General features: G+C 62.3%; 17 protein-coding genes, 1 tRNA gene and 1 pseudogene. 13 read left to right on the top strand and 6 right to left on the bottom strand.

Annotation, left to right across the window (positions count from 1 at the left end; translation table 11 throughout):
• The first annotated feature begins 27 nt into the window (after nucleotides 1–27).
• The gene (locus VCK47_RS07920) at nucleotides 28–588 is read left to right on the top strand and encodes a MarR family winged helix-turn-helix transcriptional regulator (protein ID WP_322891862.1); all 561 of its coding nucleotides are present in this window, start codon (nucleotides 28–30) and stop codon (nucleotides 586–588) included.
• Here the strand turns inward: VCK47_RS07920 and VCK47_RS07915 are convergent.
• Both VCK47_RS07915 and VCK47_RS07910 read right to left on the bottom strand, forming a co-directional pair.
• Entirely contained in the window at nucleotides 570–1,742 is a 1,173-nt protein-coding gene (locus VCK47_RS07915) for a LysR family transcriptional regulator (RefSeq protein WP_322891861.1), read from the bottom strand. The two genes, VCK47_RS07920 and VCK47_RS07915, sit on opposite strands and share 19 nt — an antisense overlap.
• Nucleotides 1,739–2,599, bottom strand: a complete 861-nt coding sequence (locus tag VCK47_RS07910) for a DUF1932 domain-containing protein (RefSeq protein ID WP_322891860.1) — start codon at nucleotides 2,597–2,599, stop codon at nucleotides 1,739–1,741. Before VCK47_RS07910 ends, VCK47_RS07915 begins: the two co-directional genes overlap by 4 nt.
• Nucleotides 2,600–2,759: 160 nt before the next feature.
• Here VCK47_RS07910 and VCK47_RS07905 point away from each other — a divergent pair, with 160 nt between their 5' ends.
• The 8 genes from VCK47_RS07905 (at nucleotide 2,760) to VCK47_RS07870 (ending at nucleotide 11,524) form a co-directional block, all read left to right on the top strand.
• On the top strand, nucleotides 2,760–3,494 hold the full coding sequence (locus tag VCK47_RS07905; protein WP_322891859.1) for a PIG-L deacetylase family protein: 735 nt from the start codon (nucleotides 2,760–2,762) through the stop codon (nucleotides 3,492–3,494).
• The gene (locus VCK47_RS07900) at nucleotides 3,494–4,441 is read left to right on the top strand and encodes a VOC family protein (RefSeq protein ID WP_322891858.1); all 948 of its coding nucleotides are present in this window, start codon (nucleotides 3,494–3,496) and stop codon (nucleotides 4,439–4,441) included. Before VCK47_RS07905 ends, VCK47_RS07900 begins: the two co-directional genes overlap by 1 nt.
• Before the next feature lie 3 nt (nucleotides 4,442–4,444).
• Nucleotides 4,445–5,116, top strand: coding sequence for a 4-carboxy-4-hydroxy-2-oxoadipate aldolase/oxaloacetate decarboxylase (locus VCK47_RS07895; RefSeq protein ID WP_322891857.1), 672 nt, complete (start codon nucleotides 4,445–4,447; stop codon nucleotides 5,114–5,116).
• Nucleotides 5,109–6,161 carry a 4-oxalomesaconate tautomerase gene (locus VCK47_RS07890; RefSeq protein ID WP_322891856.1) on the top strand — a complete coding sequence of 351 codons (1,053 nt, stop codon included), beginning with the start codon at nucleotides 5,109–5,111 and terminating at the stop codon, nucleotides 6,159–6,161. The genes VCK47_RS07895 and VCK47_RS07890 overlap by 8 nt, the downstream gene beginning before the upstream one ends.
• Nucleotides 6,162–7,083: 922 nt before the next feature.
• Nucleotides 7,084–8,103 carry a TRAP transporter substrate-binding protein gene (locus tag VCK47_RS07885; RefSeq protein ID WP_322891855.1) on the top strand — a complete coding sequence of 340 codons (1,020 nt, stop codon included), beginning with the start codon at nucleotides 7,084–7,086 and terminating at the stop codon, nucleotides 8,101–8,103.
• A 65-nt stretch (nucleotides 8,104–8,168) separates the two neighbouring features.
• Nucleotides 8,169–8,711 carry a TRAP transporter small permease gene (locus VCK47_RS07880; protein WP_322891854.1) on the top strand — a complete coding sequence of 181 codons (543 nt, stop codon included), beginning with the start codon at nucleotides 8,169–8,171 and terminating at the stop codon, nucleotides 8,709–8,711.
• Nucleotides 8,708–10,069 (top strand): TRAP transporter large permease, encoded by a 1,362-nt coding sequence (locus VCK47_RS07875; protein WP_322891853.1) that lies wholly within the window; start codon nucleotides 8,708–8,710, stop codon nucleotides 10,067–10,069. The genes VCK47_RS07880 and VCK47_RS07875 overlap by 4 nt, the downstream gene beginning before the upstream one ends.
• A gap of 15 nt (nucleotides 10,070–10,084) precedes the next feature.
• Entirely contained in the window at nucleotides 10,085–11,524 is a 1,440-nt protein-coding gene (locus tag VCK47_RS07870; protein ID WP_322891852.1) for an aldehyde dehydrogenase family protein, read from the top strand.
• A gap of 76 nt (nucleotides 11,525–11,600) precedes the next feature.
• Here the strand turns inward: VCK47_RS07870 and VCK47_RS07865 are convergent.
• Nucleotides 11,601–11,831, bottom strand: a pseudogene (locus VCK47_RS07865) (IS3 family transposase); the annotation flags it as partial.
• Here VCK47_RS07865 and VCK47_RS07860 point away from each other — a divergent pair.
• Entirely contained in the window at nucleotides 11,826–12,086 is a 261-nt protein-coding gene (locus VCK47_RS07860; protein ID WP_322892030.1) for a hypothetical protein, read from the top strand. The pseudogene VCK47_RS07865 and the gene VCK47_RS07860 overlap by 6 nt on opposite strands.
• Before the next feature lie 224 nt (nucleotides 12,087–12,310).
• Here VCK47_RS07860 and VCK47_RS07855 read toward each other — a convergent pair.
• Nucleotides 12,311–12,400, bottom strand: a tRNA-Ser gene (locus tag VCK47_RS07855).
• 194 nt (nucleotides 12,401–12,594) lie between these two features.
• Here VCK47_RS07855 and VCK47_RS07850 point away from each other — a divergent pair.
• Genes VCK47_RS07850 through VCK47_RS07840 form a run of 3 tightly spaced genes read left to right on the top strand, consistent with a single transcriptional unit; the run spans nucleotide 12,595 to nucleotide 18,073 of the window.
• On the top strand, nucleotides 12,595–13,272 hold the full coding sequence (locus VCK47_RS07850) for a hypothetical protein (protein ID WP_322891851.1): 678 nt from the start codon (nucleotides 12,595–12,597) through the stop codon (nucleotides 13,270–13,272).
• Nucleotides 13,241–14,707 (top strand): DNA polymerase Y family protein, encoded by a 1,467-nt coding sequence (locus VCK47_RS07845; RefSeq protein WP_322892021.1) that lies wholly within the window; start codon nucleotides 13,241–13,243, stop codon nucleotides 14,705–14,707. Before VCK47_RS07850 ends, VCK47_RS07845 begins: the two co-directional genes overlap by 32 nt.
• A 60-nt stretch (nucleotides 14,708–14,767) precedes the next feature.
• Nucleotides 14,768–18,073, top strand: a complete 3,306-nt coding sequence (locus VCK47_RS07840) for an error-prone DNA polymerase (protein ID WP_322891850.1) — start codon at nucleotides 14,768–14,770, stop codon at nucleotides 18,071–18,073.
• Nucleotides 18,074–18,075: 2 nt separating this feature from the next.
• Here VCK47_RS07840 and VCK47_RS07835 read toward each other — a convergent pair whose 3' ends face one another.
• Nucleotides 18,076–18,522 carry a MarR family winged helix-turn-helix transcriptional regulator gene (locus tag VCK47_RS07835; RefSeq protein ID WP_322891849.1) on the bottom strand — a complete coding sequence of 149 codons (447 nt, stop codon included), beginning with the start codon at nucleotides 18,520–18,522 and terminating at the stop codon, nucleotides 18,076–18,078.
• A 7-nt stretch (nucleotides 18,523–18,529) separates the two neighbouring features.
• A complete protein-coding gene (locus VCK47_RS07830; RefSeq protein WP_322891848.1) occupies nucleotides 18,530–19,666 on the bottom strand; it encodes an Acg family FMN-binding oxidoreductase in 1,137 nt (378 codons plus the stop codon).
• Between the last annotated feature and the right edge of the window lie 88 nt (nucleotides 19,667–19,754).

Genomic DNA, 19,754 nt, shown 5'->3' with positions numbered 1-19,754 from the left:
CGACACCGATGATGGTACGAAATTATATTGGTCTTACATATCCAACTTGATCGGTTATGCTGCAAGAGAATGAACAAATTGAGAATTCCAATGGCAAAACAATCGAATCTGGCAAAGACGTTAAAGGACGACGTTGCAGGCACCGCACAGGCCCCGCAAACCGACCGGCACCTGTCAGGCTACATTGGCTATAGCATGAAACGGGCGCTATCGATCGTAACGGCCGACCTTGCGCGTGTGTTGGCAAACTATGATCTGCGCGCAGTGTCGTTCTCTGCTCTGTCGATCATCGTGGGTGAACCGGGGCTGACCCAGACACAATTGGCCGATACGCTCCAGATTGAAAGGTCAAATCTGGTGACGATTATTGACGAGCTTGCCGGGCGGGGGCTTATCATTCGCGCGCCGGTTGCGCATGACAGGCGGCGCCACGCTCTGATGCCAACAGCCGCTGGCCGTGCCTTGGCCGCCGAGGCGCAGCGTGACGTCGCAGCGCATGAACGTGATCTTTTTGCCTGCCTGACCACTAGCGAAACCGATGAACTGCAGCGCATCTTGAAAAAATTCCGTCAAGCGGCAGTGGCCTGACCCGCGGCGAGACGGATTGCCGCGACCATACCGGCCTGCGCTCGCGTCGGGCACCACCCCCGCCGTGTCGTCAGCCCGATGGGCCGCGAGGTGCCCCGTGGCTGGAAGGGGACCGCGGCAAGCCGGCCTGCGTTGATGTCGCGCGCAACCTGACGCGCCGACACAAAGCCCAAGTGATCGGTCTGCCCCACCAGGTCAGTCAGCAGCGCCATTGACCCCGTCTCGACCAAGCTGAGCGGCAAGGCCCTATCCGCCGCGCTGAACATGGCGGTGAAATGGTCGCGCGCAGGGGTGCCTTCGGGGGCGATGACCCACGCAAAGCCTGCCAGCGCGTCCAGCGTCGGACCACCCCGCAGGGCAGGGTGGCCGGGCCGCGCGACAATCGCCATCTCATCCTGAAACAGCATTTCTTGCGCCAGATCGTCCGTTTCCGGCCGCAAGGCACCGACAAGAAAGTCTGTCTCGCCACGGCGCAGGCCCAGCACCAGTTCGGCGTAGGGCCCTTCGACCACCCGCACGGGCAGGGTGCGCCATTCTGCGCGAAACAGCGCAATCGCAGGGCCAAGCAGCACCGACCGTGACAAGGGCATCGCCCCGATCACCACACGCCCGACCTCTTGTCCTGCCAGATCGGCCACATCCGCCAGCGCAAGGTCCAGCTCCACAAAAGCCAGCCGTGCGGCCATCGCCAGATGGCGTACGGCGCGTGTCGGGATCACGCCATGCGGCTTGCGGTCGAACAGATGGTGGCCGACCTCGCGCTCGATCTGGCTGACGGCGCGATGCACGGTGGGTTGTGCCAGCCCCAGCCTGCGCGCGGCCGCAGCAAAGCTTTCGGTTTCGGCTACTGCGATCAGCGCATTCAATTGCGCCATGCTGGCCGTGCGGATCAGGCGCGGCGAAAGATCGGCCAGCGCGGGGTCCAGAACCGCCAGCGCCCTGCGGATGCGCAGCGACAGCACATGGCCTGCCGCTGTCAGGCTGGACCCGCCCGGACGGCGGTCAAAGATAGGCACGCCCAGCGTCGCCTCGATCCCCGCGATGGCTGTGGTCACGGCTGGTTGCGAGATATGGCATTGCTGCGCCGCGCGCGTGACGGACCCTGTCGCCGCGACCGCCAGCACCAGCCGCAGGTGGCGCAAACTGGCCTTCACCGCACGGCCTGCAAGACCAGATCGGCGCGCAAGCCCAGATCATCAACCCCCGGATCCAGCGCCAGCGCGGCAAGGTCTGATTGCCACTGGCATGTCGCCTGCGCCATCCGGTCGGGCAGGCCCAAGGCGCGCAAGGTGGCAGCGACCTCTTGCATTTCTGCCGCGCGCCGCGCGCCATGCACCAGCATCCGTTCGATGTTGTAGGCACCGCGTTTTTCCCAGTCGATGCCGGGGTCCGAGGCTTGCAAGGACGCGATCACCGCCATCTCGACCCCCGCAGCCCGCGCGGCAAGAAACGCTTCGGCGGTCAGCGCCTCCAGCCCTTTGATGATGACCGACCGCAGCATCTTGATCGCTGAGGCCTGCCCGATCATGTCCCCCACAACCCGAGCCTGCATCTCAAAAGCCGCCAGCGCCGCCACCGCCGTTGCGGCATCCGGACCCGAGGCCAGCATCGGCGTATGGTGCAGGCGCGGATGGACCGGAGCCATGATCGCCAGATCGACATAGCGCGCACCCGCCGCCGCGATCACCTGTGCTGCCTGCCGTTTGGTGTCCGGCGCGCAGGAATTGCCGTCGCACCACAGCGCGCCCGCCGCCAGATGCGGCGCTGCGGCCTGCGCTGCCACCAAAGCCTGATCGGCGGTCACAAGGCACAGGATCAGGCTTGCATCCCGCAGACCCGCCAGATCGCAGGCGGCGACGTTCAATGCCGCCATGCGATGCAGGCAGGCGGCGCTGTCTGTCGGGCGGTCAAGCTTGATGTCATAGGCGCTGATCCGGTCCGTCACCTCGCGCAATCCGCTGGCATAGGCACCTGCCGCCTCGCCAAAACCCATGAAAGCAATGTTCTTCATCAACCCGCCGTCCTTGCCATTACGACGCAAAGCTTGCGGCATCTTCTGCTGGCGATCAACATGCTATAGCATAAATCTATGGCATTCGCCGGTTTCCGAATTGGCCATGCAGCAGCGCGCAGGTCATCCTGCACAGGATCAATCTGCAAGGAACCCTGCCATGACCGCGCCGAAAACCGCCATTATCCTGTCTGCCCATGCTGCCGATTTCGTTTGGCGCTGTGGCGGTGCCATCGCGCTGCATGCCGCCATGGGCTACCATGTCACGGTGGTTTGCCTGTCGTTCGGTGAACGTGGCGAAAGCGCCAAGCTATGGAAAAAGCCCGGCATGACGCTGGATGTGGTCAAGGCCGCCCGCCGCGCCGAGGCAGAGGCAGCAGCCAAAGCCCTTGGCGTGCATGACCTGATCTGCCTTGATCTGGGCGATTATCCCCTGCGGCTGACCGATGACGACAAGATGCGTCTGGTCGATATCATCCGCGATGTGCAGCCATCCTTTATGATGAGCCACAGCGCCTTTGACCCCTATAACACCGACCACATGTACACCACGCAAGTGGCGCTGGAATGCCGGATGATAGCGCAGGCGTGGGGGCACAATCCGGGGCAAAAGGTGCTGGGTGCGCCGCAGTTGTATCTGTTTGAGCCGCACCAGACCGAACAGATGGGCTGGAAGCCGGATGTGTTTCTGGACATCACGCCGGTCTGGGACGCCAAGCGCGCTGCTATCGAATGCATGGCAGGGCAGGAACATTTGTGGGAGTTCTACACCCGCGTCGCCCAGAACCGCGCCAACCATTTCCAGCGCAATTCCGGCGGACAGTCCGGTGGACGTCAGGCGCTTTATGCCGAAGCGTTCCAATCGACATTTCCCCGCACCGTGGACGTGCTGTGATGGCCGCCGTCGCGCATCTGGGGCATGTCGAACTCTACACTGACCAGTTCGAGGAAAGTCTTGATTTCTTTACCCGCGTCTATGGGCTGAAGCTTTCACGCCGCGATCCGGAAAGTGCCTATTTGCGGGCTTGGGATGATTACGAGTTTTGCACCCTCAAGCTGACGCGCCATACCACCACGGGCGTGGGCCATATCGGGTATCGTGCTGCCTCGGCGCAGGCTTTGGCCGATCAGGTGGCCGCGATCGAGGCGTCGGGCTACAAAACGCATGGCTGGACCGCCGGCGACCATAGCCACGGCCCGGCCTTTCGTTTTGAGGACCCCTTTGGCCATATATTTGAAATATATTGGGAAACCGTCAAGTACGTGCCGTCTGACATCGACCGCCCCGCGCTCAAGAATATGTCCAGCCGTTACACGGGCCAAGGTGCCGCCCCGCGCCGGATTGATCACCTGAACCTGTTGGCCACCGATGTGGCCGCGTTTCGCCGCTTTATGCAGACCTGCCTTGCCTCGCGGGTAACCGAGATGATCCAGCTTGATAACGGGCGCATCGGCGGCTGTTGGTTCACGGTAAACAACAAAACCTACGACCTAGCCTGCACCGAAGATCACGGGCAAGGCCACGGCCGCCTGCACCACGTGACCTATGCCACCGACACGCGCGAGGATATCCTGCGCGCCGCCGATATCTTTTTGGAAAACGGCGTCCATATCGAAACCGGCCCGCACAAACATGCCATTCAGGGGACCTTTTTCCTGTATGTATGGGAACCCGCCGGCAACCGCATCGAACTGGCCAATGCGGGCGCGCGCCTCATCCTTGCGCCTGACCACGAGCCGGTGATCTGGACCGAGACAGAGCGCAAAAAGGGGCAGGCCTGGGGTCTGAAAACCATCGATACCTTCCACACCCACGGCACGCCGCCAGTGAACAAGGAGTGAACCATGGGTATTGTCATTCAATCCGTGCCGCGCGCTGATGCTGCCGTGATCGACGGTCTGGCCCGCGCCGGTGTCGCCACCGTCCACGAGGCGCAGGGCCGCAAAGGCTGCCTTGAGGCGCGCATCCGCCCGATCTGGGCGGGCGCGCAAATTGCAGGCTCTGCCGTCACGATCAGCGCGCCACCCGGTGACAACTGGATGCTGCATGTGGCGATCGAACAGGTGCAGTCGGGTGATATCCTTGTGCTGGCCCCGACCAGCCCTTGCGACAACGGCTATTTCGGCGATTTGCTGGCCACCAGCGCCATGGCGCGCGGGTGTCGGGGGTTGGTGATTGATGCCGGTGTGCGCGATATCCGCGACCTGACCGCCATGGGCTTTCCTGTCTGGTCGCGGGCGGTTTCGGCGCAAGGGACGGTGAAGGAAACGCTGGGGTCGGTCAATATTCCCGTCGTTTGCGCGGGCCAGATGATCGACGCGGGCGATGTGATCGTGGCCGATGATGACGGCGTGGTGGTCGTCAAGCGTGCCGAGGCCGAGGCGGTTCTGGCCGCCGCCACCGCGCGGCTGGCGCTGGAAGAGGCCAAGCGCGAAAAACTGGCGTCGGGTGTGCTGGGGCTTGACCTGTACAACATGCGCCCCGCCCTTGCGGCCAAGGGTCTGCGCTATGTCTGATGGTGGCATCCCATGCCTGTGGATGCGCGGGGGCACGTCAAAGGCGGCTGTTTTTTTAGCCCGCGATCTGCCCGCCGATACGGCCAGCCGTGATGCGCTGTTGCTGCGCCTGATGGGCAGTCCCGATCCTCGCCAGATTGACGGGATCGGCGGTGCCAATCCGCTGACGTCCAAGGTGGCGATCCTGTCCGCACCCACGCGCGCGGATGCCGATGTGGATTATCTGTTCTTGCAGGTTTTCGTCGACCAGGCGCTGATCAGTGATGCGCAGCCCTGCGGCAATATCCTTGCCGCAGTTGGCCCTGCGGCCATCGAACGCGGGCTGGTGGCCGCAACCGGTGACACCACCGCAGTCCGCATCCACATGCGCAACACAGCCGAGATCGCCGTGGCCCGTGTCAGCACGCCGGATGGGCGTGTCAGCTATCGTGGCACCACCGCCATCGATGGTGTGCCCGGCCAGCATGCCGCCGTGCCGCTGATGTTCACCGGCATTGCGGGTGCGATGTGTGGCGCGCTTTTGCCCACCGGCCGCGCGGTGGATGTGATCAACGGCATTCCCTGTTCGCTGATCGACAACGGCATGCCCGTTGTGGTGATGCCCGCCAGTGCCTTTGGCCTGACCGGTCAGGAAAGCCCTGCCGATCTGCAATCGAACACCGGCCTGAAAACCCTGATCGAGGCGATCCGCCTGCAAGCAGGGCCATTGATGAACCTTGGCGATGTGGCGGCGAAATCGGTGCCTAAGATGACACTTGTGTCGCCCGCGATCCATGGTGGTGCCATCAGCACGCGCAGCCTGATCCCGCATAAAGTGCATGACAGTATCGGTGTGCTGGCCGCTGTCAGCGTGGCCAGCGCCTGCCTGCTGCCTGCCGGTCCGGCGGGACAGATCGCCGATGTGCCACGCGACGGCAGGTTCCGCATCGAACACCCCCAAGGCGCCGCCGAGGTTATTCTGGACATCCAGAACGGTCAGGTGGTGGCCGCCGGCACCCTGCGCACTGCGCGCAAATTGTTCGAGGGCCTTGTCTTTCCAGCCTGAGTGTCAGGCTGGGCGGCGGTTGCCGACAGATCAGTTGGCAAGGCTTCGATTTCAGCCAAGTCCAATTCTGAAATTTGGGTTCCCATTTTGGGATTGTGCGGCGTGTGTCCTGCCGTCGATGCGCATGTGGACCGGCCCTTGTTGGCCGCAGGGGAAAACCGTTTGGCGTCCCCCGCTGTCTGCCTGTCACGCCACCATCCCGGATCGTCACCGTCGGGCGTGAGACCAAAATGCCGCGCAGTCGCCAGACTATTCCCCGGCCCTGCGGTCGCGTTGGGAAATATGCCGTGCCTCATCGAACGCGCGCACCAGAGTCACTGACGAACCTGGTGCTGGGTTCACGTTTCGCTACGGGCATACTTAAAAATATATTTAAAACAATTGTTTAAGTAATTATAGGTGTAAGGTATAATTATTTGTTGTGTAAAATATATTACTATGCAATCAATTAACTGCTCTTGGGAGGAGCGCCGAAACGGGGTCTCTGGAATCGGCTTTACGAGTAGGCCCGCCACTGCGGGCAGAGGGGGCGGAATGCACAGGCCAGCACTGGTTTTTCGTCTGCGGAAGTCCCCTTTGGGGCAGGCCATCAGGAATGGTCTGTTTCGCTCGCTAGTGTCCGGTGCCCTGTCTTTGCGCAGCGCAGGGGCAGTGATCACGACCAGATGCGCGCGTCTTGCGTTTAACGGCGCCCGCGCTGGTGGACGGTTCCTTACAGAACAGATCACGCTGGTTGCACGCAAGGCCAGACATAATCTGGACCATGCGGTGCAAGCACCACAGCCCTTGGCAGCCATTACGCCAGCGGCAGCGGCCACCTCCATCATTCGAACGACGAAAATTTCCAGCACGACCTCTATCACCACCACGGGTCTGCGCCCGTGACATCCAGAAACATTCAACCATTGACCAGGAGGAAATAATGAAATTTGCCAAGATACGTATGGCGACTGCTTTCGCGGCAGCCTTGACGCTCACAGCACCCGCAGCAATGGCCGAAGAACTGTCGTTCGCGACTTTCTTGCCGCATAATCACGAAACCATCACCGGTATGTACGCGTGGTTCGAGAAAGAGGTCGAGGAACGCTCGGGCGGGACATTGTCGCTGGCGCTGTATCCGGCTGGCCAGTTGGGCGCAGGCCCGACCCAGCAATACAAGCGCGCGATTGAAGGTGTGGCCGATATCACCATCGGGCTGGCCGCATCCACGCCGACACTGTTCCCCAGAACGCTGCTTGCGACACTGCCGGGCAGGGCCATTGATGGCGAGGATGCCACCCGCCGCATCTGGTCGGTTTATGATGAACATATGGCGGATGAGTGGAGCGACGTGAAGCTGCTGGCGCTTGGTACGGCGGCTGGGCGTATGCTGATCGCCAACAGGGACCTGTCCACCGTTGAAGGCATGCAGGGTGCCAAGATTGTTCCCTTTGCCGCCATGACCACACCGGTTGTGCAGGGCATGGGCATGGTGCCGGTCCAGATGCCACCCGAAGAACATTACACCGCGCTCAGCACAGGCACGATTGATGGCGCGGTGTCGTCGATCAACAACCTGTTGCCGCCTTGGAATCTGGACGAGGTGGCCAATTACGCGATCATGAACACACCGCCGTCGTTCCTTGTGATCTTTGTGGTGATGAACAAGGAACGCTACGAAAGCCTGTCGCCGGAACATCAGCAGGTTCTGAACGACATTGCCGGTCTGCCGCTGTCGGTTGAACTGTCACGGTCGTTCGACAAGCATGACGAATTCGCACTCGGCTGGATCGACGAGCAGATCGAGGCGGGTGAGCTGCGGGTGGAATGGATCATCACCAGCGACGAAGAGCGCGCCAAGATGGAAGACGTGATCGCCAATTCGCTGGACGAAATCTATGCCGAATATGCTGCGAACGGCATCGATAACGCCCGCGAAATCTATGAGGCGCTGAACCAGTAGCATTGTTTCCTGCCAGACCGGATTACACCGGTCTGGCACCATTCCCCGACAAAGGTTTCGATTTTATGGAACATACCGATCGCCCCTTGCCTAAAATAATCGGTCTGCTTGACCGGCTGCTCGTCTGGACCTCGCTGATCCTTGGTGGTGGCGTCCTCGCATTCATGACGGTCTATTGTGCGTTCAATGCCGCGATCATGCGCAAAACGCTGAACGCGCCGATCATCGGGGCAGAGGATATTCTGATCGTCATGCTGGTGGCGATTGTTGCGCTGTCGATCCCGCTTGGTGCCAGAACCGGCGCGCATATCGAGATCGACTTTGTCGAACCTTACATGTCACCGGCCTTTGCCAGCTGGTCGATGATCATCGTCAAATGCGCAGGCTTTGTTCTGCTGGCGATCACGTCATGGCGGCTTTGGCATTCGGGCGGCACGGCTGCGCGTTTCGGCGAAACCACACAGCTTTTGCTGATCCCTTACGGGCCGTTTTATTACCTGCTGTCGGTGTCGATCGGGATCTATGCCGTCGTGCTGTTGCTCGACATCTGGCAGGTCTTGCGGTCGGGCAAGGTCCAGAAACTCAAAATCGCCGGAGATGACCTATGATCGACATGACACTTTTGGGTATTCTGGGGCTGTTGTCCTTGCTGGTGCTGCTGGTGCTGCGGATGCCCGTTGCGCTGTCGATGCTGGGTGTGGGTCTGGTCGGCACCATCATCGCCAATGCAAACCTGTTGTTGGCCAACGGTATGGCGTCCGATCTGGCGTGGGCGCGTGCCTTGCGCATCGGCTATTCCAATCTTGCGGGCGAGGCGTTTCAGGCCGCGTCGAATTACAATCTTCTGGTGATCCCGATGTTCGTGCTGATGGGCGCGCTTGCGGGGGCGTCGGGGATCTCAAAAGACCTGTTTACCGCCGCCTATCGGTGGATGGGGCATCGCAAGGGCGGGCTTGCCTCTGCAACCATCGTGGCCTGCGCGGGATTTGCGGCCTTGTCCGGCTCTTCGCTTGCCAGTGCGGTCACGATGGGGCGCGTCGCCTTGCCCGAGATGAAGCGCTATGGCTATGGCGATAGCCTTGCCACCGGTGCTGTGGCTGCGGGCGGCACGCTTGGCTTTCTGATCCCGCCGTCGGCTGGCATGATCCTGTATGCCGTGCTGACCGAACAAAGCATTTTCCGCCTGTTCATGGCGGGCGTGATCCCCGGAATTATCCTGACCATCCTGTTCGTGATTGCCATCAAACTGGTGGTCGCGCGCAACCCCGAAATGGGCCCACCGGGCGAAAAATCGTCATGGCCGGAACGGATGGACGGGCTGCGCCAGGCCGGTCCGATCCTTGGTGTGGTGCTGATCACCATCGGGGGGATGTACACCGGATTTTTCACGCCGGTCGAAGCCTCTGCCGCCGGTGCGTTTCTGACCTTTGTGATCGCGCTCTGGCGGCGGACGCTGAACTGGGTGACCATTCAGGCGATCATTCTGCAGACGATGAATGCGACAGCCACGATCTTTCTGATCATCATCGCGGCCTTTGTGTTCATCCCGTTCATCGCCCTGACCGAGGTGCCTGCCCAGCTTGTCACCATCCTGACCGCGCTGCCGATCGGGGAAATCGGCATCCTGCTGGTGATTGTCCTGATCTATATCGTGTTGGGCATGTTCCTTGAAAGCATCGCCATGCTGGTGCTGACGATCCCTGTCGTGATACCGGTTGCGGTCGCGTTGGAATGGGACCTGATCTGGTTCGGGATCATTGTGGTGCTGGCGCTGGAAAAAGGGCTGATATCGCCGCCGGTCGGGATGAACGTGTTCATCGTGAAATCACTGGTGCCGAATGTGCCGTTGGGGACCATCTTTCGCGGGATCTGGCCGTTTTGGTTTGCGATGTCCGTGATGATCGCGCTGATGGTGATGTTCCCGCAGATCGCACTTTACCTGCCTGAAACCCTTGCAAGACGATAGCAAAGTGAGCTGACAATGGACGTAGCACCCAAGGTTGAGACGCTTCATCACTTTATCGGTGGCCAGTGGTGCGGTGCCGAAGGTGGCGAAACCTTTGAAGTCCTGAACCCATTGGACGACAGTGTCTACGCTCTTGCGGCAAAGGGGACTGGCGGCGATATCCGCAAGGCGATCGCCGCCGCCAAAGCCGCCTTTCCGGCCTATAAGGTCACGACACCGACCCAAAGGGAACGCTGGCTCTTGCGGGCTGCCGAGCTTTTGGAAGAGCGCAAGGCCGAAATACTGGATTGTCTGATCGACGAAATAGGCTCGCCCTTGGGCAAGGCGATGTTCGAGTACACAAAGGGATTGGCAATGATCCGCGCCGCAGCCGGCATGTGCCGGAACATGCGCGGTGAAACGATCCCCTCGGATGTGCCTGGCAAGTTCTCGATGACGCTGCGCGAGCCGAGAGGCGTGGTCGGCGTTATCACCCCGTTCAATGTGCCGCTGATCAAGACCACGCGCCTTGTTGCCAATGCGCTGGCCCTTGGCAACACGGTTGTGCATCTGCCTTCCGAAATGGCGCCGCATCTTACGGTTCTGATCGCGCGGATATTTGCGGATGCCGGCGTGCCGGGCGGTGCCTACAATGTTGTCACAGGCTTTGGTGCCGAGATCGGCGATGATCTGACCAGCAGCCCCGACATCGACTTTCTGACCTTTACCGGATCGTCCGCCGTCGGTCAGCATATCGCCGAAGTTTGTAGCAGGAACAGGACGCCTCATACGCTCGAGCTTGGCGGTAAAAGCGCAACGGTTGTTCTTGCCGATGCCGATCTTGATACCTGCATGCCGCTGGCGGCGCGTTCCATCTTCCTGTTCGCAGGCCAGCTTTGTATCGGCTCCAGCCGATTCTACGTCGAACGACCGATCTTTGATGACTTCGTCACGCGCTTTGTGGCCCTTGCAGACAATGCAAAGGCTGGTGATCTGCGCGATCCTGACACTTTGGTCGCTCCTATCGTTTCCGAACGCCAAAGAGATCGCGTCAAGGCGCATATCGCGGATGCGGTCGCAAAAGGTGCCACCGTTGCTGCTGGTGGCTGGTTTGACGGAAACAAATGTATGCCGACGATCCTGACGCAAGTCGATGAAAGCATGACGGTTTGCCGGACCGAAACCTTTGGTCCGGTCACCGCGATCTATCCCATAGACAGCTACGAGGAAGGCCTCAGGCGGGCCAACGATTCCGAATTTGGCCTGTCGTCGGCGATCTTTACCAAGGACATCAACAAAGCCCTGCACTTTGCCCAGAACATACAAGCGGGGATGTGCCACGTGAATGGTCCCACGGTTCACGACGAGGCGCATGTTCCTTTCGGTGGTAACGGCCAATCCGGTTTCGGTCGTGAAGGAACCGATGCCGACATGGAGGCGATGACGCAACTCCGATGGGTGACGGTGCAGCTGTGAGCATCGCTGCTGTTTTGTATGGGGCGGCGCGGTATTGGACCTGTCGCGTGTTTTTGCCGCCCCGAGTGCCCGTTGAAGCCACTTTCCGTTCGAAGGCGACCGGGCTTGTCCAGCCCAGTGTTGAGTGGCGTCGTCGCGGATTATAGTACCCGTCGGTGTATTCGACGATTGCCATCCCGGCTTACCGCGTCGTTGCCCATGACCGCCGCCAGATCAGCTTGGCCTTGATGGTTTTGAAGAACGTCGCGACGGTTGCATTGTCATAACAACTACCTTTGCCGCTACCGGAGACTTTGAAGCCATGCTGGACATGTCGCTGCCCGTCCGCGCACAGATCTCGCCATCGGGCGGCGCTGTCACTCGAGATGGGGCCAGCGCCCACAGCGACGTAGATCAAGCCACCGACCTCGCCGTCGCGGAGGGGTGCCAACGGGGCCCTGGCAAGACCGGGCTGATCTATGCGCCTGTCGGTCGCGACAAGCGCCACATGCTGATCGCGCTGCAGCAGCACAAGATCAACGAACGGCTGAAACCGGCGAGGTACTGGCGGTGCATACGCTGACCCAGAACAGGGCGTTGCTGGAGGAAGTGACGGAGGCGTTACTGGCGGAACGAGAGTTAGACATCCTGTAAATCAAAATGTTGACCGGTTTGACAAACGGCATGCTGCCCCGAGTCAAATGCAAGAGGGGGCTTGTTCCATGACGCGGACATGTACCCTGAAATGTACCTTGCGGTGATGGGAAACAAAAAGTTGATTTACATCAAACGCCTACGAAGGCGCTGTGGCGGAGACGAAGGGATTCGAACCCTCGAGACGGTTTCCCGCCTACTCCCTTAGCAGGGGAGCGCCTTCGACCACTCGGCCACATCTCCGCCGCGGGGTCTAGCAGCAATGAAGCGTCGAGAACAAGCGGAAATTGCAGGCTGGTCCGATTGTTCTTTGTCCTGCGCACCATGGCTTTCGCCTGCGACATCCCGTGCCAGAGACGGCTGGCGGATTGTCAGAATCAGTGCAATCGACTAGAACAAAGCATGAACATTTTGATCCGAAATTAGGTGTGACGTGTATGGGTTTGCTTCGTATGCAGAAAACGCCGCAAGGCGTGCCGCCTCAGCCGGGGCTGGCCCGGCTTACCTTGTCCGAGGCCTTTGTCGAAACCGCCGCCGATGCCGCTGCCTTGGGCTTTGCGCTGGCACGCCTGCCGCGCGGGCAGCGGCCTTTGCTCTGGGTGCAGGACCGCCTGTCGCGCAAGGAAAGCGGGTATCCTTCGCTGGCGGGGCTTGGGGCCGCGCGGCCGCTGATCACGCTGCACCTGTCGCGCGCCGCAGATGTGCTCTGGGCGATGGAGGAAGGTTTGCGCTGCCGCAGTCTGGGGGGCGTCATCGGCGAGATCTGGGGCGATCCGGCGGCGCTGGATTTCACTGCGACCAAGCGGCTTGCCTTGCGGTCCGAGGCGGCGGGTGTGCCCTGCTGGCTGATCCGGCGCGCGGCGCATCCCAACCTGAGTGCGGCACGCGACCGCTGGCGGATCGGGGCGCGCCCCTCCGCCCCGCATCCGCACGACAGCCAAGCGCCGGGGGCGCCGCGCTGGGCGGTCGATTTGTTCCGGTCGCGCCATGCCAAGCCGGGCGCATGGGTGGCCACCTATGACCGGGCGGCGGATCGTGTCGATCTGGTTGCCGCAGTTTCCGATCGAACGCTGGACGCGGGTGATGGACCGGCAGGGCAACGCGCCGCCGGATGATATCCCGCTGGTGCTGGCGCGCGAAGGGCATCACGGCCCTGTCGTGCATGCCGCCAACCGTGCCGCGCGGCTGGCGGGGATCATGGCGGGGTCGCGCGTGGTGGATATGCGCGCGATCTGCCCTGACCTGCAGGTCGCCTATGCCGATCAGGCGGGGGACCTTGCCGCGCTTGACCGGCTGGTGCTCTGGGCGCGGCGCTGGTGTCCGTGGACCGTGCGCGACGGCGAGGACGGCCTGATCCTTGATACCACGGGGTCCGACCATCTGCTGGGTGGCGAGGCCGCGATGCTGGTCGAGATGGAGACGCAATTGTCCTTGCTCGGGCTCACCGCGCGCGTGGCCGTGGCCCCCACCTGGGGGGCGGCCTGGGCGCTTGCGCGGTTTGGTCCGGTGCGCGCGATCTGTGGCGCGGATGAGGTGGCGGTGAAACTGGGTGCTTTGCCTGTGACCGGATTGCGGCTGGATGGCGCGACGGTGCTGCTGTTACGTCGTCTGGGGCTGAAAACCATCGGGGCGGTGATGGATGTGCCGCGCCTGTCGCTGACCCGCCGTTTCGCCAAAGCGGAGCTGGTGGCCAATCCGCTGCTGCGGCTGGATCAGGCTTTGGGCAAGCGCGCGGAACCTGTGTCGAGCGTCGATCCTGCACCGCGGTTTGTCGTGCAAAGCCGTCTGGCAGAGCCGATTTTCGACCCCAGCCCCTATCTGCCCGCGCTCTGCGAGGATCTGTGTGATAGGTTGCAGCAGGCGGGCCAAGGCTGCCGGCGGCTGCATCTGACCATCTATCGCACGGATGGCGACATCAGCCATCTGTCGGTGGCCATGTCCGCCCTGTCACGCGATCCGGTGCATCTGCACGGGCTGTTCCGCGACAAGGTGGACCGCATCAATCCCGGCTATGGGTTCGATCTGATCACGCTCGAAGCCGCCGATCTGGGCGCGGTGCAGAACGTCCAGAGCCACCTTGACGGCGGGTCGGACGATGATCTGCAATTGGCGCATCTGCTCGACCGGCTGACCGCGCGTTTCGGGGATCGTGCCGTGACCCGCCCCGTCCTGCGCGCCAGCCACATCCCCGAACGGGCCGAGGCGCGCTTGCCTGCCATGGCCGATATGCCCGCGCTGATGCCTGTGCCTGCCAACGAACGCCCGCTGCGGCTGCTCGATCAGCCCGAGGAGGTGCGCGTGCTTTACGCCGTCCCCGAAGGTCCGCCCGCGCAATTCGTCTGGCGCCGCCAGACCCACCGCGTGGCCCGCTATGCAGGTCCCGAACGCATCGCGCCCGAATGGTGGAAAGACCGCCCCGGCACCCGCCTGCGCGATTATTTCAAGGTCGAGGATCAGGCGGGCCAGCGGTTGTGGCTTTACCGCGAAGGGCTGCACACAGACGGGCGCGGCGGTGATCCGCGCTGGTTTGTCCACGGGATGTTCGTGTGATGGGGATGGGTCGCGCTGCCTCCGGCGGGAGTATTTTTGGAAAAAAGAAGTCGGGGTGTCATGCCGCAGAATGACCATCAGCACCCCAGACGGGAATTGGAAGGCGACGGTTTCGCGCCCAATCCGCGCGCGGATTTTGTCGAACTGGGGGTGACGACCTGCTTTTCGTTCCTGCGCGGCGCGTCCGATGCGGTGGATCTGGCGGCGACGGCGCATGCCTTGGGCTATGACAGGCTTGGCTGTGCCGATCTCAATACCATGGCCGGTGTCGTGCGGCTGCATACAGCGGCGCGACGGGCGGGGATCACCCCTGTCATCGGCTGCCGCTTGGGATTGATCACCGGCGAGGTGTTTCTGGCCTATCCGCGGGATCGCGCGGCTTACGGGCGGCTTTGCCGGTTGTTGTCCAAAGGCAAGATGCAGGATGCAGGCGGTGACTGGCAGGCCAAGGGGGTCTGCGACATCAGCCTTGATGATCTGGCCGCCCATGCCGCGGGCGTGCAGTTGATCGCCGTACCGGGGGCGGATCTGGGGCATTTTGCGGCGGGTTTGCCGCGTCTGGCGCGCGCTTTGCCGGGCCTGCGCCATATCGCGGCAAGCTGTCTGTATCGTGGCGATGACCGCGCGCGGATCAATCGCCTTGATGCTTTGGCGCGCAGGCACGGGCTGTCCATTCTGGCCACCAACGACGTGCATTACCATGCGCCTGACCGCCGCCCGTTGCAGGATGTGATGACCTGTATCCGGCACAAGACCACGATCGCCAAGGCGGGGTTTCTGCTGGATGCCAATGCCGAACGGCACCTGAAATCGCCCGCGCAGATGGTGCGGCTTTTCGCGGACTGGCCCCATGCGATCCGCGCGACGCGCGAGGTGGCGGATGCCTGCGCCTTTGATCTGCGCGATCTGGCCTATGAATATCCGCATGAAACTGTCCCCGCAGGGCGCAGCCCGCAGGAATATCTGGAGGAATTGACATGGCGGGGCGCGGCGGCGCGCTATCCGGACGGGGTGCCTGCGGCCTTGCAGGCGACGCTGCGCAAGGAACTGGCGCTGATCGCCAAGCTTGATATCCCGCAATATTTCCTGACCATCCACGAGATCATCGATTTCGCCCGCAACCAGTGCAAGCCGCCGATCCTGTGTCAGGGGCGCGGGTCTGCCGCCAATTCCGCCGTCTGCTATGTGCTGGGGATCACCGCCGTGGACCCCGCCAAGAACGACCTGCTGTTTGAGCGGTTCATCAGCGAGGAACGCAAGGAACCCCCCGATATCGATGTGGATTTCGAACATGAACGCCGCGAGGAGGTGATCCAGCATATCTATGACAAATATGGCCGCAACCGTGCCGCCCTCTGCGCCACGGTGATCCATTACCGCCCGCGCATGGCCGTGCGCGAGGTGGGGCGCGTCATGGGCCTGTCCGAGGATGTCACAACCGCACTGGCCAAGACGATCTGGGGGTCGTGGGGCCGCGAGATTGGGGCCGCGCAGGCCGCCGAGGCGGGGATCGACCTGCGTGATCCGCTGATGGCGCGCACGATCCGGCTGGCCGACCAGATGATCGGCATGCCGCGTCATCTGGGCCAGCATGTCGGCGGGTTCATTCTGACCGAAAAGGCGCTGACCGAAACGGTGCCCATCGGCAATGGCGCGATGCCCGAGCGCAGTTTCATCGAATGGGATAAGGATGATATCGACGAATTGCGCATCTTGAAGGTCGATGTGCTGGCGCTGGGCATGCTGACCTGCATCCGCAAGGCGTTTGACCTGATCGCCGCCCATCACGGCAAGCGGTTCGATCTGGCAACCGTCCCGCAGGAGGACCCCGCCGTCTATGACATGCTGTGCAAGGGCGACAGCCTTGGCACGTTTCAGGTCGAAAGCCGCGCGCAGATGAACATGCTGCCACGGCTGAAACCGCGCAAGTTTTACGATCTGGTCATTCAGGTCGCCATCGTCCGCCCCGGCCCTATTCAGGGCGATATGGTGCATCCTTACCTGCGCCGTCGCAGCGGGGCCGAGGCGGTGGAATACCCCACCCCCGGCCCGCAGCATGACCCCGACGAATTGAAAAAGGTGCTGGGCCGCACGCTCGGTGTGCCGATTTTTCAGGAACAGGCAATGAAGATCGCGATGCTCGCCGCCGAGTTTTCGACGAAAGAGGCGAACGAACTGCGCAAGGCGATGGCGACCTTCCGGTCGCATGGCACCATCGGCGCGCTCGAGGAAAAGATGGTCGGCCGCATGATCCGGCGCGGCTATGATCCCGAATTCGCGGCGCGCTGTTTCAACCAGATCAAGGGCTTTGGCGATTACGGTTTCCCCGAAAGCCATGCCGCCAGTTTCGCGCTGCTGGTCTATATCTCCTCTTGGATCAAATGCCATTATCCCGACGTGTTCTGCGCAGCACTTCTGAATTCCCAACCGATGGGCTTTTACGCCCCCGCCCAGATCGTGCGCGATGCCCGTGAACATGGCGTGATCGTGCGGGCAGCGGATGTGAATTATTCCGACTGGGACAACAGCCTTGAACCGCTGGCCCCCGGTGTGTTCGCCGTCCGGCTGGGGTTGCGCCAGATCGACGGGATGCGCCGCGATATGGCGCAGCGGATCATGGGTGCGCGGGGGCGGCCCTTTGATGATCTCAAGGATATGAAAACCCGCGCGAAATTGGATGCCGGCACGGTGCAAAGGCTGGCGACGGCGGATGCGCTGCGGTCGATGACGCTCGACCGCCGGCAGGCCCTGTGGGAGGCCCGCGCTTTGCGCGATGCGCCCGACCTGCCGCTGTTTGCCGACACCCGCGACGAAGGGGCCGAGGTCCGGTTCGATCTGCCGCAGATGCCTGTCTGCGAACAGGTGGTCGCCGATTACCAGACCCTGCGCCTGTCGCTGAAGGCGCATCCTTTGTCCTTCCTGCGCCGCAGCATGACGCGGCAAGGCTATCGTCCGGCGGCGGACCTTGCGCAGATGCGCAGCGGGCAGCCGGTAAAGCTGGCGGGCGTCGTGCTGATCCGCCAGCGCCCCGGCAGCGCCAAGGGCGTGTGTTTCATCACGCTCGAGGATGAAACCGGTGTTGCCAATCTGGTCGTCTGGCCCAAGGTGATGGAGGCCAACCGCAAGGTCGTGATGCAGGCCCGCCTGATCGACGTGCATGGCGTGGTCCAGCGCGACGGCGACGTGATCCATGTGGTGGCCCATGTACTGACCGACCGCAGCGATGCGCTCGAACGCCTGTCCGAGGATCGCATGAACCCGCCCCTTGCCCATGCCGACGAGGTGCGCCGCCCTATCGGGGGTGACCCGCGCGCGCATCATCCGCGCGATGTGCGCGTGATCCCCAAATCGCGGGATTTCCACTAGGGTCAGATGCCGCGGTTCTGGTCCAGATAAGCCCTGATCTTTTCCAGCTGCGGGATCAGGTCGCTGATCGTACCATCCCCCAGATCGTCGGTGATCTTGCGGATCGGGTCCGCCATGCTGGCGATCGCGTCGGCGTGCAGTTTGCAGCCTGCATCCGTCAGGAACACGATCTTGCTGCGCCCGTCACTGGGATGCGGGGCCAGCCGGATCGCGGCACGCTTTTCCAGCACGGCCAGTGTGTGCGTCATCGTCGTCTTGGGCACCTGAAAGGCGGAAGCCAGCGCCAGCGGGGTCTTTTCATCGCCCAACCGGACCAGATGGTTCAGCAGGGCGAAATGCGACACGTGCAACCCGTCAGGCAGCCGGGCCGCGAAAATCGCCCCGGCCAACTGGTTGATGATCCCGATTTCATTGAAGAACCGGAACACGCGTCTGCCTTCTTCGTCCATGTAGACCTCAGATCAGCTTGGCCTCCAGCGGCCAACGCGGGCTGGGGGCGATGGTCGGACCATAGCCCAGACGGCACAGCATCTGAAGGGTCTCTCCGTCCTGCGCCAGCATCTGGTGCGCGGCTTCATAATGCGGGGCCATTTCGGGGAACTCCTGCAAGGCCTGGCTCAGCGGTTGCATACCCACGCCCGCTGCCGTCGCCGCAAGGTTCAGCCGCAGCCAGTCGCGCCCCGCGATGATCTGGTCGGCGCGGGTGTTGCCACGGGTCGCCTGCCAAAGATGGCCCATCGCGGTTTCGGTATTGGCGAGCACGGCCGCCTTGCCTTGGGCGAACATGCTGGTCGTGGGGTCTGCCATCGCCTCGCGCGTCATCAGGCCAAAGGCGCCCAAGGTCTCGAACAGGGGACCGGAAAAGTCGATGCCGTCAGGGTTCGCCTCGACCTCGGCCTTGCCGATGCGGAACAGGTCCACGCTTTCCTGAAAGGTGTGCGGTGTCTCGATCTCGACGATCAGCGCATCGCTGGTCAATTGACGCAAGGCGGCGATGCTGGCCTCTGACGCATCGCCCGTCACACGGCTGCCGTGGATCGCAGCACTGGCGATCCGGGCGATGGTGTCGGGGGCGACGGGGCGGGTCGTGTCGAACGGTTCCTTGTTCGACCGCCGCGTCATGACATGGGCGAATAACGGATCGGGTGTGCCTGCACCGGCGCGGAAAGTCGCGATGGCGACAGGGCGGTCGTCCAGTGCCAAGTCGTCGGACCCTTGCGGAAACACATCGAGATCCACGGCGAAACCATCCTGCGCTGCCGCCATGACCAGCAATTCCAGAAAACATCCCAGCCCGACGGTGATCTGGCGGTTGAACGGGTCGGTGTCGGGCAGAAGGCGGTTGGTATCAACCTTCAGCACCACGCGGTCCGGCTGGGACAGATCGACCAGCCATGGCTGGCGGTTATGCGGATTGGGCGCAAGGATCGCATAGGACAGCGCCCGCATGCGCGGCTCGTCATACAGGCTGCCTGCGCGGTCCCAAGGCGCGAGGGCGGCGGCAGGGGTCCGGCTGGCGATGGTGCCGACAGTCGCGGTCGCGGCAAGGATGATGCCGCCACCGGACAGGGCGAGGAATTTGCGACGGTTCATGTCAGGTCTCCTGTGATTCGACAAAGTGATACGATATCGAACTAAGTAATGCGATGTCGAACTAAATGCAAGCGGCATGCTTGCGCGG

Source organism: Yoonia sp. 72 (assembly GCF_034652275.1).
GTDB lineage: Bacteria > Pseudomonadota > Alphaproteobacteria > Rhodobacterales > Rhodobacteraceae > Yoonia.
This window is presented reverse-complemented; position numbering and strand designations above follow the sequence as displayed.